Genomic DNA, 14,492 nt, shown 5'->3' with positions numbered 1-14,492 from the left:
AAGAGATTTCAACAACGACGGAGACAGCAGAATGAGTTCACGGTCGAATCGGGCCGGAGGCGCCCTCTCATGGCGTCGGCTGGGTGGGTGGGGGATCGCATTGCTCGCGATGGGCGAATGCGGCATGGCGCATGCGCAGAGTGCGGTCACGCTGTACGGGATCATCGATACCGGCGTTGAATATGTGACCAACGTCGGTCCCCGGAAGTCCAGCGTGGTGCACGTGCCGACGCTGACGGCGTCGCTGCCGTCACTGTGGGGGATCCGCGGCAAAGAGGACCTCGGTGGCGGTCTCAGCGCGGTGTTCGTGCTGGAATCGGGTTTCGCTCCGGAACAGGGCACGCTGAATCAAGGGGGGCGTCTGTTCGGCCGGCAGGCCTATGTCGGGCTGTCGGGGCCATGGGGAACCCTGACCCTTGGCCGGCAATACTCGCAAATCTTCTGGGCGGTGCTCACGGGTGACACGTTGGCGCCGAACATCTATGCCGCTGCCGATCTGGATCCCTACCTGACGCAGCCGCGCATCGACAACGCGATCGCCTATACCTTCACGTCGTCGGGGCTGACCGTGGGCGCGATGTATTCGTTCGGGCGCGACGGCGTGGATAGTGCGGCGGCCGGCGGCTGCGCCGGTCAGTCGCCGACCGACTGGCGAGCCTGCAAGTCGATGTCTGCGATGGTGAAGTACGACACGGGGAAATGGGGAGTAGCGGCGGCTGTTGACCGCAACTACGGTGGCGGCGGCGCCGGCTCACCGCTGCCCAGCAGCTCGCAGACCGATACGCGCGCCGTCATCGACGGCTACGTGAAGTTCGGCAGTGCGACTGTCGGTGCGGGATTCCAGCATCGAATCAATCACGGGGTGCAGACACCGACGGTGGTCGGCGCGATCAGCAATTACTGGTGGATCGGCGGCGCCTATCTGCCTCGTCCGAATATCGCGCTCGACGCCCAATTCGGCCATATTTCCGTGAGCAGCAGTGCTTCAGGAGGCTCCGTGATCGCCGCGCGCGCGATGTATTTCTTCTCCAAGCGGACGGCGGTGTACGTCACCGCAGGGCATGTGTTCAATCAGCGCAATGCAGCGTTCACGATCGACGGCGGCGTCGTGCCACCCACGTCGAACCCGTTGGCGGGCGTGGATCAAACCGGCGCGATGGTCGGCATCCGTCACATGTTCTGAGCGGTCTGCGTGATTCACGCCGATTCGCCGCGCAAGCGGCGACGGGCTCGACACGGGTCAAACCAGGTCGTCGAGCCCGTCGGCGTTCTCGTACAGCTTCAGCAGCATCGAGCGCAGCACCTTCACGTCGTTTGCGGTGAATCCGGAAAGGACCACCGCTTCATGACGCTTCGCGACAGGCACGATGCGCAGTGCGAGCTGCTCTCCGGCCTCCGTCAGGACGACCCTGATCGACCGACCGTCCGTCACGCTCTTCTCTCTCCTGACGAGATCCTGGCTTTCGAGGCGGTCGATGATCCTCGACAGCGCCGAAATATCGGACGAAGCATGCAGGGACAGTTCCGACAGCGTCTGCCCCGGAACGTATAGCAGCGACGCGCAGACGCGCCACTCGCTGAGGTTCAGGCCAAACGGTTTCAGTGCCTTCGCGAAGGCGTTTCCCATCCTGCTGCCGGCACGCGCCATCAGGAACGGGATCGCCTTTTCCAGCTCTTCGGGTTTCTTGGGTGTGTTCACGATCGTCGACAGGTCGAGGGTTTACGCGGGTATTGATATTTGAAAAATCAATTATACTCCGCCCTGAAGTATTTGAAAAATCAAGTAAATTCTCGCCCGTACGGCCTTGGGTCGTGCCGGAACATCTTCGTCGCATGTGCAAGCCTGCGCATGCCAATCTGGAGCAGATCGATGAGAAACAAGATTGCGCTTGAAGAGCACTTCGCGATCGACCTGACGATCGAACAGTCGAAAATCTACGCGCCGTCCGCGGTTTGGGACATGCTGAAATCCAGCCTGCTGGACATCGAGCAGCAACGACTCGAGCGGATGGAGCAGGGGGGGACCGGGTATTCGATCCTGTCGCTCAACTCTCCCGGCATCCAGGGCATTCCGGACGTCAAGGAAGCGATTCATGTCGCGCGACGCGCCAACGATGTGCTCGCCGAGCATGTGGCCCGCCACCCGACTCGCCTCGGCGGTTTTGCCGCATTGCCCATGCAGGATCCCGACGCCGCGGCTCGCGAACTGGAGCGTTGCGTCAAGGAACTGGGCTTCCACGGCTTCATGGTGAACGGCTTCTCGCAAGTTGGCGATGTTGAAAACGTCGTCTATTACGACGCGCCGCAGTACGAGGATTTCTGGGCGAGCGCGGCGGCGCTCGGCAAGCCGTTCTACATGCATCCCCGGGATCCGCTGCCGTCGCGCGAACCGATCTATGACGGGTTTCCGTGGCTCACCGCGGCGACCTGGGCGTTCGCGGTCGAGACGAGCATTCACGCGCTGCGCCTGATGACATCGGGCCTGTTCGACCGCAATCCCGGCCTGCAGATGATTCTCGGGCACCTCGGCGAAGGGATCCCGTTCAACGTCTGGCGCGTCGACCACATTCTCCGGAAGGCGCCGCGCGGGCTGCCGTGCCAGCGCAGCGTGGGCGAGTACCTTCGGGAGAACGTCTACGTGACGACCAGCGGAAACTTCAGGACGCAGACACTCCTGTCGACGATGCTGGAAGTCGGCAGCGACCGGATCATGTACTCGGTCGACTATCCGTTCGAAACGCATGACGAGGCAGCGCAATGGTTCGACTCGTGCGCGATCAGCGAAACCGACCGCGCGAAGATCGGCCGGGAAAACGCACGACGGCTGTTCGGCCTCGACTGATGCAGGGAACGGGAGAAATCTGATGTCTGTAACCGAACTGGCGCCAGCATCCGTATGGCGCGACAGGATCTACAGCGGCGGCTGGAAGACGGCAGGGGCCGGTACGCTCCCCGTGACCGAGAAGGCAACCGGAACGGAAATGGGATCGATCGGCTGCGCGTCGGCCGCGGATGTGTCGGCCGCCGCCGCGATCGCGGCAGAGGCGCAACCGGCCTGGGCCGCGAAACCGGGCCCGCAGCGAGGCGACATCCTGCGCGAAGTCGCGCGTCTGCTGCGCGAACACGGCGACGAGATCGCCGTTCAGATCGTCCGGGAGACCGGGTCGATACGACAGAAGGCGCACATGGAGGTGCAACTCGCGATACGCGAGATTCTCGAAGCGGCGGGATTGGGCAGCCAGCCGACCGGCGTCGTCACGGCGACCGACGTGAAGGGGCGGCACAGTCTCGCGCGCAGGATTCCGATGGGCGTGGTCGGCGTCATCACCCCCTGGAATTCCCCGTTCATCCTGGCGGCGCGCGCGATCGCACCGGCGCTGGCGACCGGCAATGCGGTCCTGCTCAAGCCCGATCCGCAGACCCCGGTCTGCGGGGGCGTCATGTACGCGCGGCTGTTCGAGGCCGCGGGGCTTCCTGAGGGGCTGCTCCACGTGCTTCCGGGCGGCGCGCCGGTGGGGGATGCAATGGTCAGGGATCCGCTAGTCGACATGATCAGCTTCACGGGGTCGACGCGGGTCGGGCAAGAGATCGGAGCGGTTGCCGGCGGCATGCTCAAGCGGGCGTGCCTCGAGCTCGGCGGCAAGAACCCCTATATCGTGCTCGACGACGTCGACGTCGAAGCTGCCGCGAGTGCGGGGGCCTGGGGATCGTTCCTGCATCAAGGGCAAGTGTGCATGTCGGCGGGCCGGCATCTCGTCCATGAAAGCATTGCCGACAGATACGTCGAGAGCCTCGTGCGGCGCGCCAGGGCATTGATGGTCGGCGATCCGTACAGGAGCGAGGTTCACCTCGGCCCCATCATCAACGAACGGCAGGCGCAAAATGTCGATCGCATCGTCGCCGACTCCGCCCGCAGCGGTGCAAGGGTCCTGACTGGCGGTTCCCGGAACGGATTGTTCTATGAGCCGACCGTCATCGTCGATGTCGCGCCGGGCATGCCGGCGTTCGACGAAGAGATTTTCGGCCCGGTCGCGGCAGTCACCGTGTTCGGCAGCGACGACGAGGCCGTTTCGCTGGCCAACCGGAACCGGTACGGCCTGGTCGCGGCAGTGGCGTCATCCGATCCGCGCCGTGCCCGGCGGATGGCCGACCGACTGCATGCGGGCATCGTCCATATCAATGACCAGACGGTCATGCATGAGGTTTTCGGACCCATGGGGGGGCTAGGTCAGTCCGGCAACGGGCACAACTACAGCACGCTGACCAATGCGGACCAGTTCACGGAGTGGCAGTGGGTGACGAGCCGGGACGACATTCCGTCCTATCCGTTCTAGGCAGATCGAGCGAGGTGCAACGTTGATTCCCGATACCGCAAACCAGGTGGAAGAAGCCTGTTCTCCCGTCCTCGACATCGGCACGCTGATCGATCACCAGCCGCTGAGTCCCTTCCAGAAATGGATCATGGTGCTGATCGGCTGTTCGGTGGTCATGGACGGCTTTGACGTACAGACGATGGGGTTCGTCGCTCCCGCGATCGTGCAGGCGTGGCACGTCAGTCCTGCGAACCTCGGCCCCGTTTTCGGCGCGGGGCTGCTCGGGATGCTCGCGGGCTCGATCGTACTGGGCGCGGCGGCCGACAGGGTCGGGCGTCGGCCGGTGCTGATCGGGGCGACGGTCTTCTACGGGCTATGCATGCTCGCGACTGCCGCCATCCAGACCATTCCGCAGTTTCTCGCGATTCGATTCCTGACCGGCTTCGGTATCGGCGGCGTGATGGGCAACGCCATCGCGCTGGTCAGCGAATACAGTCCGCAGAAACATCGCGCGTCGCTGATGACCTGGGTGTCCTGCGGGTTCACGGGCGGCGCCATTGCCGGTGGGCTTCTGAGCGCAGCCCTGGTTCCGACGGCGGGCTGGAAGTCGGTATTCCTGATCGGCGGCATCCTGCCGCTGGCGGTCGCCGTGGCAATGACGCGATACCTGCCGGAATCCTTGCAACTGCTCGTGCTCAAACGGCGCGATCCCGAGGAAATCGCGCGGTGGCTGCGCCGGATCAGGCCGAAAGCGGAAGTCGGGCCGCAGACGCGCTACGTCGTGCATGGACAGATGAATGCAAAGGCGTCCGTCGCGGAACTCTTTCGCAACGGGCGCGGTGCGATGACGCTATTGCTGTGGGGCATCAACTTCGCGAACCTGCTCGATCTCTTCTTTCTGTCGAACTGGCTGCCGATGCTGTCCCTGCGGCTCGGCACCGGCACCGCGACCGCCGTGCTCATCGGGACTTCGCTGCAGATCGGCGGCACGGCCGGCGCGTTGCTGATGGGGCCGCTGATGGATCGCTTCGGCTTCTATCGTGTGCTGGCGTTCAGTTTCCTGGTTGCGACGTTGGCGGTCGCAGCGGTCGGCGCCCCCGATCTGGCGCTCGGCTTGCGCTATGCGGTCGTGCTGATCAGTGGCGTCTGCATTGTGGGCGGTCAACCGGCGATCAACGCGCTGGCCGCCACGCTGTATCCGACCTCGCTCAGGGCGACAGGCGTCGGCTGGAGCCTGGGCGTCGGGCGGGCGGGTTCGATCATCGGCCCGGTGCTCGCGGGACAGCTCATTGCGTTGCACTGGTCGAACACGGCGCTGTTCATTGCGGCGGCAGTGCCCGCGCTGGCGTCGTGCCTGATGCTGATCGTTCTCTCGCGCGTCGTCGGCAGGCGTCGTGACGACGGGTCGGTGCCGATTCCGGGCTGATGATGCGAAGGATATCGAAGCAACAGGACAGGGTGCTTCAAGTGGCAACCGGCGGGTAGCCGGTGCAGTGAACCCGGGCGAACGGGCAGCCGGGCCGATGGGCCCGGCGCGTGGCCGGCCATACGGGTGTCCGATGTGATGGGAGGCGACATGAGCATTTCAATCGCAGTGAACGGAAAGCGTCACGTGCTGAACGTGCCGGCGGAAACGCCGCTGCTCTACGTGCTGCGCAACGATCTTCAATTGAATGGCCCGAAGTTCGGCTGCGGCGAGGCACAGTGCGGCGCATGCACCGTGACGATCGGCGCCGACGCGGCGCGCTCGTGCGTATTGCCGGTCGGCGCGGTCGGGGCGGCGAAGGTGACCACCGTCGAGGGCCTGGGCGACGGCGAACGGCTCCACCCGTTGCAACAGGCATTCATCGCGGAGCAAGCCGCGCAGTGCGGCTACTGTTCGAGTGGAATCCTGATGACCGCGAAGGCGCTGCTCGACCGGGATCCGGACCCGGACCCGGCAACCATACGGCGCGAGCTGGCCGGGCACAAATGCCGTTGCGGTGCGCACAACAGGATCATCCGCGCAATCCGGCGCGCAGCGGAGGCGTTGCACAAATGAGCACCGTCAAGATTTCGCGGCGCGCGTTCGGCAGGCTGGCGGGGGCGGTCGTCGCGACGTTCACGCTCGCGCCGTTCCAGGCGTTTGCGCAGGCCGGTGCGAACCTGCCGGCCGATCTTCGCGCGAACCCCAAGCTCGATGGCTGGATCCGGGTGGACGTCGACGGCACGGTCACGGTTTTCACGGGCAAGGCGGAGCTGGGGCAGGGCATTCTCACCGCGCTCGCGCAAATCGCTGCCGACGAACTCGACGTGAATTTCGATCGCGTCCGGATGATGTCAGCGGATACGGCCCACAGTCCGAACGAAGGCTATACGTTCGGCAGCCAGTCGATCGAGCAGGGCGGAGCGGCATTGCGTACCGCTGCAGCGCAAGCGCGCGCGGTACTGCTCGCCGCGGCGAGCCGGCGGTTCGGCGTCGCACAGTCCGGCCTTCGGGTCGAGAACGGCGTGATCCTGCTGGCCGACGGCCGCCGCATCGCCTATGCGGACATCGTCAGGGATGAGCGAGGGCTGCTCGCACGCGACGTGAGTGCCGCTGCGACACCGAAGCGCCCGTCGGAGTACAGGCTGGTCGGCAAGTCGATGCCGCGCATCGACCTGCCGGCCAAGTTCACGGGCGGCGCGGCGTTCGTTCAGGACATGCGCCTGCCCGGCATGCTGTACGGTCGCATCGCACGGCCACCGAGAAACGGCGCGATGCTGGTGTCGGTGAACGAAGCGGCCGTGCGACGGCTTCCCGGTGTCGTCGCCGTGGTTCGCAACGGCAGCTTCCTGGGCGTCATCGCCGAGCGCGAAGAGCAGGCGATCGGCGCGCGGCGCGCGCTGATGGCGGCCGCGCAGTGGAGCGCGGATCACGTCGCGCTGCCGGATGCCGATCATCTCGTGGATGCGCTGCCGCAGTGGCGAAGTGAAGACAGCGTGGTGAGTGTCGCGGGACAGGATGCGCAGCCACCGGAGATCGCGAAGCGGCTGAGCGCGACTTACTCCCGGCCGTATCTGTCGCACGCATCGATCGGCCCCTCCTGCTCCGTCGCGCTGCTCAAGGACGGGCACATGACGGTCTGGTCGCACACGCAGGGGGCATTCCCGCTGCGCGGCAATCTCGCGACGGTTCTGGAGATGCCTGCAGATGCGGTCGACGTGGTGCATGTTCCCGGGTCGGGCTGCTACGGCCACAACGGCGCCGACGATGCCGCGCTCGATGCGGCGTTGCTTGCGCGCGAAGTGCCGGGGCGGCCGGTCAAGCTTCAATGGATGCGCGACGACGAATTCGCGTGGGCGCCGATCGGCCCGGCAATGGTGATGCGCGTGGAGGCGGCGCTGTCCGCCGACGGCCGGATCGCCGACTGGAACCATCACGTGTGGAGCAATTCGCATGCGATGCGGCCGGGGGAGCCCGGCGGCGTCAACCTGCTGGCCGCGTGGCATCTCGCCAGGCCTTTCCGGCCGGCGCCGCCGTTGCGGATTCCGCAGCCGTATGGAAATGGCGACCGCAATGCGGTGCCGGTCTACGACCTGCCGCGCCGGAAAATCACCAACCACCTGTTGCTGGATGCGCCTGTCCGCGCGAGTTCGCTGCGAACGCTGGGCGCTTTCGGCAACGTGTTTGCGATCGAGTCGTTCATGGACGAACTCGCGCATGCGGCGAACGCCGACCCGGTGGCGTTCCGCCTGGCCCATCTGAGCGATCCGCGCGCGAGAGCGGTCGTGCAGCAGGCGGCGAGCCGTGCGAACTGGCGCGCGGGAGGCGGGCGCGACGGACAGAACGGGCGCGGCTTTGCGTACTCACGCTACAAGAACATCGGCGCTTACACGGCGATCGTCGTGGATGTGCATGTCGACCGCGCGACCGGGATGATCCGGGTTGCCAACGTGACCGCCGCGGTCGACGTCGGCCACGTCATCAATCCCGATGGGGTGAAAAACCAGATCGAGGGTGGCATCGTCCAGGCGTTGAGCTGGGCGCTCAAGGAGCGCGTGAGGTTCGATCGCACCGACATCACCACGCGCGGATGGCAGGACTACCCCATCCTGAGCGTCGACGAGGTGCCCCCGATCGACGTCCTGCTGCTGGACCAGCCCGACGCGCCTTCGCTCGGCGCGGGTGAATGTTCGCTGGGCCCGGCTGCGGCCGCGCTGGCGAACGCCGTGGCAGACGCATGTGGCGCCCGCGTGCGCGATTTGCCCTTGGTACCGGACAGGATCCTCGCGCATCTGGATCGACGCGGGGCGTCGCAAACCGGATAAGCGATCCGGATCAGGCGTCGCTGCCCGTTCTGGCCGCCGCGCGCGGCTGCTTCGCGACAGTGCTGCGGCGGGGCTTCGCCAGGCCCTGCTGCTCAGGTGCTTGCCGATCGAAAACGAGCGTCTCGACCATCTGCCAATAGGTGTCGACGATCTTGGGATCGGACGACGAAATGTTGGCCGTCGCCGCCATCTCCGGCCCGAATCCGGAAAGGGTGGACGTCAGGCTGATCAGCAGATAGTGGAAGATGATGGGCTCGACTTTCGGCAACGCGCCTTCGTCCTGTGCCTCCCTGATTTGCGGCAGCACCCAGTTGATCAGGGGTTTCAGCACCGTATCGGCGAGCCACTGCAGCCGCGGACTGTATCCAAGAAATTCCTGGAGCATGAAACGATGGAATTCCGGATAGTCGACCGTGAACTGGAAGAGCGCCCGGTACACCAGCCTCACCTTCTCCGACGCCTGTGCGGGCGGTGTATCCGTCAGATATTTTTCCCACTCGTGCTGGATACGTTCGAACACGGACTCTGCCACCGCGTGCCAGAGGATGTCCTTCGAGCGGAAATGGTAGGTGATGAGCGCGTGCGGCAAGCCGATGCGTTCTGCGATGCTGCGAATGCTGGCGGCTTCGAAGCCCTTCGCGGCGAATTCAGCGAGCGCCCCGCCGAGGATGGCAGTCCGGGTATCCTGCGCGCGCTGCTGTTCGGCGCGCGTGAATTCATCCGGTCGGCCCTTTCTTGCCGGCTTCTTCGCGGACACGTTGCGTTGTGTCATATGACCTCTCGAATGGGAGTTGCTTTGCCGGAACGATCTGCGCCACTGGCGTAAGCAGCGTAAAACTGTACGAAAGTATAATACAAGGCGCTGCCCCCGGCCGTCGAATCGCGCAAACCGCGCTTGCGCCTGTCCTTTTCACGTTGCATCTGCGATCGCAGGCATCCGTCGCCTTTTAAATTGCACGAACGTAAAATATAATCGGCTGCGGATCGGCGCGCAAGACGGTTCCTGATCATTCGCCCGAGCCGTGAGCGCTTCCGCGCCATACCGGAGCCGCGCCATGCGCGCCGGCACATCGTGAATCGAGCCGGGCCCGTCACGCGGTCCGGCTCATGATTGGCATACCGAAATGAACGGGAAAATCACGCTTGCATCGAATGACGAAATTGCCCTGATCACGATGCATGGTGACGAGCGGGCAAACGCGATCGACCTGGCGTTTTGCGACGAGATGCTGCGCATCCTCGGCGACATCGAGCGAGCAGGGAAGTATCGCGCAGTGATCCTCCAGGCAACGGGCCGGATCTTCTCGGCGGGTGGAGACCTCGTTCAGATCCACGACAGCCTGCGCCGATCGGACGGCGTTCTCGAGTCGCTCATCGGTGCGCTGCACGCCGTGGTGCTGTCGATCAGGCGATTGCCGATGCCGGTGATTGCAAGCGTGCAGGGGGCTGCGGCGGGAGCGGGTTTCTCGTTGGCATTGGCGTGCGACCTGGTGGTGGCATCGCGTGCTGCCCGCTTCGTCGTCGGCTACGCGAAACTCGGGACGTCGAGCGACGGCGGCCTGTCGTTTCATCTGGCGCGCCGGCTGGGAACGGCGAATGCGCTGCATGCCCTGCTGGTGAAGGATTCGCTGAGCGCCGAAGAGGCGAATGCATTGGGGCTCGTTCAGCACTTGACCGACGCGTCCCTGCTGGAAGGCGATTCACTGGCCATTGCGCGCGGCATAGCCGGGATTCCGGAGTCGGCCGTCGCAGAACTCAAGTCTCTCGTCGGCAGTGCGTCGTCGGAGGCCGAACTCGAGCGACATCTCGAACGCGAGAAGCAGGCATTCTTGCGATGTGCTTCCACCGTTGATTTCCGCCAGCGAGTTGCTGCTTTTGTCGGACGGTCGAGCGCGTCGGGCAACCCGTCCGCCTGATATCCCCGGGCCCCGGCAATCACCCGCCCGGGGCCGCAAGAACGCGGCCCGCCCATCAAGCAAGCACACCTGCGCTTCTCCTTCCCTCACGCGCGCCCTGCTGCGGCGCGACATCGCCGTGCATCGACGCGCGTCCGTTCGCCGGCCAAAACATCAGACAAGCAGGGCGTTGCTAAGGGATAGTCCCAGCCATGCAATCCTGTACGGTCGGAAAATTTAGACCTACACTAAAGCTGTACGATCGGGCAGTTTAGAGATCTTCATTGGAATTCCACGTTGTTTGCAAGGCCGAATGAGCACAAATACGGAGGGGACTGGAGATGAAGCATTTGCCCTGTGCCGCCATGCTGATATGTGGCTCGCTTTCGACAGCGTATGCGCAAAGTAGCGTGACGCTTTATGGCATCGTCGACGAGGGGGTGACCTATACCACCAACCAGAATGGCCACTCGAACTGGCAACTGCAGAGCGGCGGGGCGTCGATATCCCGATGGGGGCTTCGCGGCGCCGAGGATCTCGGCGGCGGCATGAAAGCGATTTTCGTTCTGGAGAACGGCTTCGATCCGTCGACCGGGAACGTCGGCAACAACGGCCGGCTTTTCGGCCGTTCAGCCTATGTCGGCATCTCGAGCCGACTCGGCACGTTGACGCTCGGGCGCCAGTACGAGGAGATTGCCGATCTTCTCTCGAAGATCAATGCCGGACTGAACTGGTCGGTGTACTTCGCGCATGCGGGCGACATCGACAACACGGCCGGAACGAACCGCATCAACAACGCAGTGAAGTATGTCAGCCCGACGGTGGCCGGATTCGCGCTCGGCGCTCTTTACAGTTTCGGCGGCCAGCCCGGCCAGTTCTCGTCGAACAGCGTGACGTCGGTCGGCATCACCTACACGGGCGTCGCGATACCGCTGTATTTGGCGGCCGCCTATACGATCATCAAGAACCCTTATACGGCGGTGTTCGACAGCATCGCGCCGCGAACCGTTACGTTCGCTGCCTACGTGCCGAAGGCGGAAAGCCAGAAGATCGCCGGCGTCGGCGGGCAGTACCGGATCGGCAATGCGACCGTCGGCCTTGAATATACGACGACGCGATTCACGAAGGCGTTCCTGGGAAAGGACGTCCGCTTCGACAACTATGAGGCGAACGTCAGCTACCTGATCAATCCGGCCTTGCTCGCCGGCATGGCGTACGTCTACACACATGGCAAGGTCGATGCCGGCGATGCGACGCCCATCTACCGGGCCGTCGATCTCTTTGTGGACTACTTGTTTTCGAAGCGAACCGATGTCTATTTTGCCGCCGAATGGATGAGGGCGGGCGGCTCGGCAACCCAGGCGCAAATCACCTACGTCACCACGCCGTCGAGCGGCAGAAACCAGAGCATCTTGCGTGTCGGATTGCGTCACCGATTCTGACGATGCCGGGCAATCGCAATTCAAGGAAACGAAATGGAACAGACCGAAGGCCGTCGTATCGACATACGCGAGTTTCTCGACCGGATGCCGATGGGAAAAATGCAGTGGACCGTGTTCTTCGTATGCTTTGCCGCCACGGCGATCGAGGGATTCGACACGATCGTGATCGGGTTCATCGCGCCTGCCATCAGTCACGAGTGGCGCTTGCCGGGGGCAGCCCTCGCACCGCTGGTCGCGTTCGGGCTTTCGGGGCTGCTGGTCGGCTCGATCGTCGGCGGCACGATGGCCGATCGTGTCGGCCGCAGAGCGGTCAGCATCGCGGCGATTGCGTGGTTCGGCGTAGCCGGTCTCGCATCCAGCGGATCTGGGTCGATCCTGCAGCTCATCATCTGGCGCTTCGTGACCGGCCTGGGTATCGGCGCGGCAATGCCGGCGACGTCGTCCCTCGTCGCCGAGTACAGCCCAGGCCGGTCGCGCTCGGCGATGCTCGCCTCGATGTTTTGCGGATTCCTGTTTGGCGCCTCGATCGCCGGCTTCGTGACTTCCGTTGCGATCGGTGCACTGGGCTGGCGCGGCATGCTGATGTTGAGCGGCACGATGCCGCTCTGCGTGCTGGCCTTGCTGATCTGGCTGGTGCCGGAGTCGCCGCTCTACATGGTGGCGAGGAGGCGGCCTGATGCCGCGGTGCGGCGGCTGCTCGCCAGGATGTTCCCGGCGGCCGACAGTTCCGCGCTGACCTTTGTCATCGACACGCCGAAGGCATCGCGACGCGGAACCCTGGCGCTGCTGGAAAGCGAGTATCGGTCCGGAACCGTGCTGACCTGGGTCACGGAATTCTCGGGCTATCTCGTGTTCTTTCTCGTCGGGAGCTGGTTGCCGACGCATCTGAAGCAGGTTGGCCTGTCGATGCACGATGCATCGCAGGTGTCGTCGATGTTCCAGTTCGGGGCGCTTGGCGGCGCGGTGCTGTTCGCCATTCTCGTGCGTCGCTGCAACGTTGCGTCGGTCATTTCCTGGGCATTCGGCGCGGGCTCGCTGCTTGTCGTCGCGCTCGGCCTCTCCGAGACAACCCCTTGGCACACGGGCGTGGTCTTCGTGTCCGGCCTGGCGGTCGGAGGCCCGCTGATCTGCATCAACACGATTCCGGGCATCTTCTATCCGACCGCGCTTCGTGCGTCCGGAGGCGGATGGAACGTCGCGATCGGCAGATTGGGCTCGATCGTCGGCTCGTCGCTGATCGGCCTGATCGTCGTATCGGGATTCCCTTATGCGTATACCTGCGCGTTGCTGGCGATTCCGCTGGTGATCGCTTGCCTGTGCATGGCCGCGATGGCACGGATTCTCTCCGCACGGCAATCGCGGCGCGACGACTCGGGCGAATTCGGTGCGGTATCGGCGGGCACCCAGCCGTTGTCGAATGGCGGCACGACGCAGTGAGCGTCGTGCGGTGCAAAGGCCTGATTCAGGCGAATTCGATTCGGTATCAATGCCCTCGCCGCAGCGGCGAGAGCGCAATTTAGGAGACGAGCGTTATGGCAAAGCGAAAGATCGATACACACCAGCATTTCCTGCCGAAACTCTACGTGGACGCGGTCGGACTGGACTTGTTGAAGGCCGCCATGCCCAGTGGCGTTGCGCCCGAGTGGTCCGCAGAGGCGGCCATTGCGATGATGGACGAGAACGGCATCGACGAAGGCATCATTTCCATTTCGTCCGGTCCGCCCCTGCCGGACGCAGCCACGCTGCTGAGAAAGTGCAACGATCATGCCGCGGAACTCAGGGCCCGGTACACGGGGCGGTTCGGCTCGTTCGCGAGCCTGCCGCTGCCGGACATCGATGCGTCGCTGAATGAAGTCGGCTATTGCCTCGACCATCTGAAAGTCGATGGCTTCATCGTCTTCACGAACTACGACGGACGATATCTGGGCGACCCGCACTTTTCACCGTTGTGGGAGGAGCTGGACAGGCGCGGCGCGGTGGTGTTCGTTCATCCCAATCAGCCGCCTCACGACGTGCCATCGGTCGCGCCGGCGTCCGTGCTCGAGTATCCGTTCGAGACGACGCGCACGGCCGCGAGCCTCGTGATATCGGGCGCGGTGCGCCGTTTCCGGAACATCCGGTTCATCCTCTCGCATGCGGGCGGCACGCTCCCGTTCCTCGCGCCGCGGCTCGCGCTTTCCATTTCCATGATGCCCGGTGTGGCTGAGCGTGTCGGCGACACGTTCGACGCGATCAGGTCGTTCTACTTCGACACCGCGCTTTCCGCGGGGTACGCGTCCCTCAGCGCGCTCGCGCAAGTCGCGGCACCCGATCGCGTGCTTTTCGGCACCGACTTCCCGTTCGCACCGACGAGCGCGATCCGGCAATTCGGGGCCGTGCTCGACGACCTCCGGGTTCCGGGGATCGAGATGGACAAGGTGTATGGGGAAAACGCTGCGCGCTTGCTTGGCCGCTAGCTGATCGCGCAATCAGGCGGGCAGCATGACGAAGGCTTTCATCGCTCGCCGAAATGATCAGGCTTGCATACTGTACGAGTGTGCAGTATAGTGAAT

At 64.3% G+C, this 14,492-nt stretch carries 12 protein-coding genes; 10 read left to right on the top strand and 2 right to left on the bottom strand.

Annotation, left to right across the window (positions count from 1 at the left end):
* The first annotated feature begins 31 nt into the window (after positions 1-31).
* On the top strand, positions 32-1,183 hold the full coding sequence (locus tag ACV22Z_RS22820; protein WP_448078543.1) for a porin: 1,152 nt from the start codon (positions 32-34) through the stop codon (positions 1,181-1,183).
* Between the two features lie 57 nt (positions 1,184-1,240).
* Here the strand turns inward: ACV22Z_RS22820 and ACV22Z_RS22815 are convergent, their stop codons facing one another.
* A complete protein-coding gene (locus ACV22Z_RS22815; RefSeq protein ID WP_448078542.1) occupies positions 1,241-1,699 on the bottom strand; it encodes a MarR family winged helix-turn-helix transcriptional regulator in 459 nt (152 codons plus the stop codon).
* 171 nt (positions 1,700-1,870) lie between these two features.
* On the opposite strand from ACV22Z_RS22815, the gene ACV22Z_RS22810 reads away from it, so the two are divergent.
* From ACV22Z_RS22810 to ACV22Z_RS22790, 5 genes are all read left to right on the top strand, one after another.
* Complete coding sequence (locus ACV22Z_RS22810) at positions 1,871-2,842, top strand: amidohydrolase family protein (protein WP_448078541.1); 972 nt, start codon at positions 1,871-1,873, stop codon at positions 2,840-2,842.
* Between the two features lie 22 nt (positions 2,843-2,864).
* Positions 2,865-4,334, top strand: a complete 1,470-nt coding sequence (locus ACV22Z_RS22805) for an aldehyde dehydrogenase family protein (RefSeq protein ID WP_448078540.1) — start codon at positions 2,865-2,867, stop codon at positions 4,332-4,334.
* A 46-nt stretch (positions 4,335-4,380) separates the two neighbouring features.
* Positions 4,381-5,739 carry an MFS transporter gene (locus ACV22Z_RS22800; RefSeq protein ID WP_448078738.1) on the top strand — a complete coding sequence of 453 codons (1,359 nt, stop codon included), beginning with the start codon at positions 4,381-4,383 and terminating at the stop codon, positions 5,737-5,739.
* 138 nt (positions 5,740-5,877) lie between these two features.
* A complete protein-coding gene (locus ACV22Z_RS22795; protein ID WP_448078737.1) occupies positions 5,878-6,354 on the top strand; it encodes a (2Fe-2S)-binding protein in 477 nt (158 codons plus the stop codon).
* On the top strand, positions 6,285-8,603 hold the full coding sequence (locus ACV22Z_RS22790; RefSeq protein ID WP_448078736.1) for a molybdopterin cofactor-binding domain-containing protein: 2,319 nt from the start codon (positions 6,285-6,287) through the stop codon (positions 8,601-8,603). The genes ACV22Z_RS22795 and ACV22Z_RS22790 overlap by 70 nt, the downstream gene beginning before the upstream one ends.
* Before the next feature lie 10 nt (positions 8,604-8,613).
* Here the strand turns inward: ACV22Z_RS22790 and ACV22Z_RS22785 are convergent, their stop codons facing one another.
* Positions 8,614-9,375, bottom strand: coding sequence for a TetR/AcrR family transcriptional regulator (locus tag ACV22Z_RS22785; protein WP_448078539.1), 762 nt, complete (start codon positions 9,373-9,375; stop codon positions 8,614-8,616).
* 352 nt (positions 9,376-9,727) lie between these two features.
* Here ACV22Z_RS22785 and ACV22Z_RS22780 point away from each other — a divergent pair, with 352 nt between their 5' ends.
* The 4 genes from ACV22Z_RS22780 (at position 9,728) to ACV22Z_RS22765 (ending at position 14,396) form a co-directional block, all read left to right on the top strand.
* Complete coding sequence (locus ACV22Z_RS22780) at positions 9,728-10,519, top strand: enoyl-CoA hydratase/isomerase family protein (RefSeq protein ID WP_448078538.1); 792 nt, start codon at positions 9,728-9,730, stop codon at positions 10,517-10,519.
* Between the two features lie 320 nt (positions 10,520-10,839).
* Positions 10,840-11,940, top strand: coding sequence for a porin (locus ACV22Z_RS22775; RefSeq protein WP_448078537.1), 1,101 nt, complete (start codon positions 10,840-10,842; stop codon positions 11,938-11,940).
* A gap of 33 nt (positions 11,941-11,973) precedes the next feature.
* A complete protein-coding gene (locus ACV22Z_RS22770; RefSeq protein WP_448078536.1) occupies positions 11,974-13,377 on the top strand; it encodes an MFS transporter in 1,404 nt (467 codons plus the stop codon).
* Positions 13,378-13,472: 95 nt separating this feature from the next.
* On the top strand, positions 13,473-14,396 hold the full coding sequence (locus tag ACV22Z_RS22765; RefSeq protein ID WP_448078535.1) for an amidohydrolase family protein: 924 nt from the start codon (positions 13,473-13,475) through the stop codon (positions 14,394-14,396).
* Positions 14,397-14,492: the final 96 nt, after the last annotated feature.

Source organism: Burkholderia sp. PU8-34 (assembly GCF_053427725.1).
The sequence above is the reverse complement of the archived record's forward strand: the minus strand, read 5'-3'. Positions and strand labels throughout refer to the sequence as shown.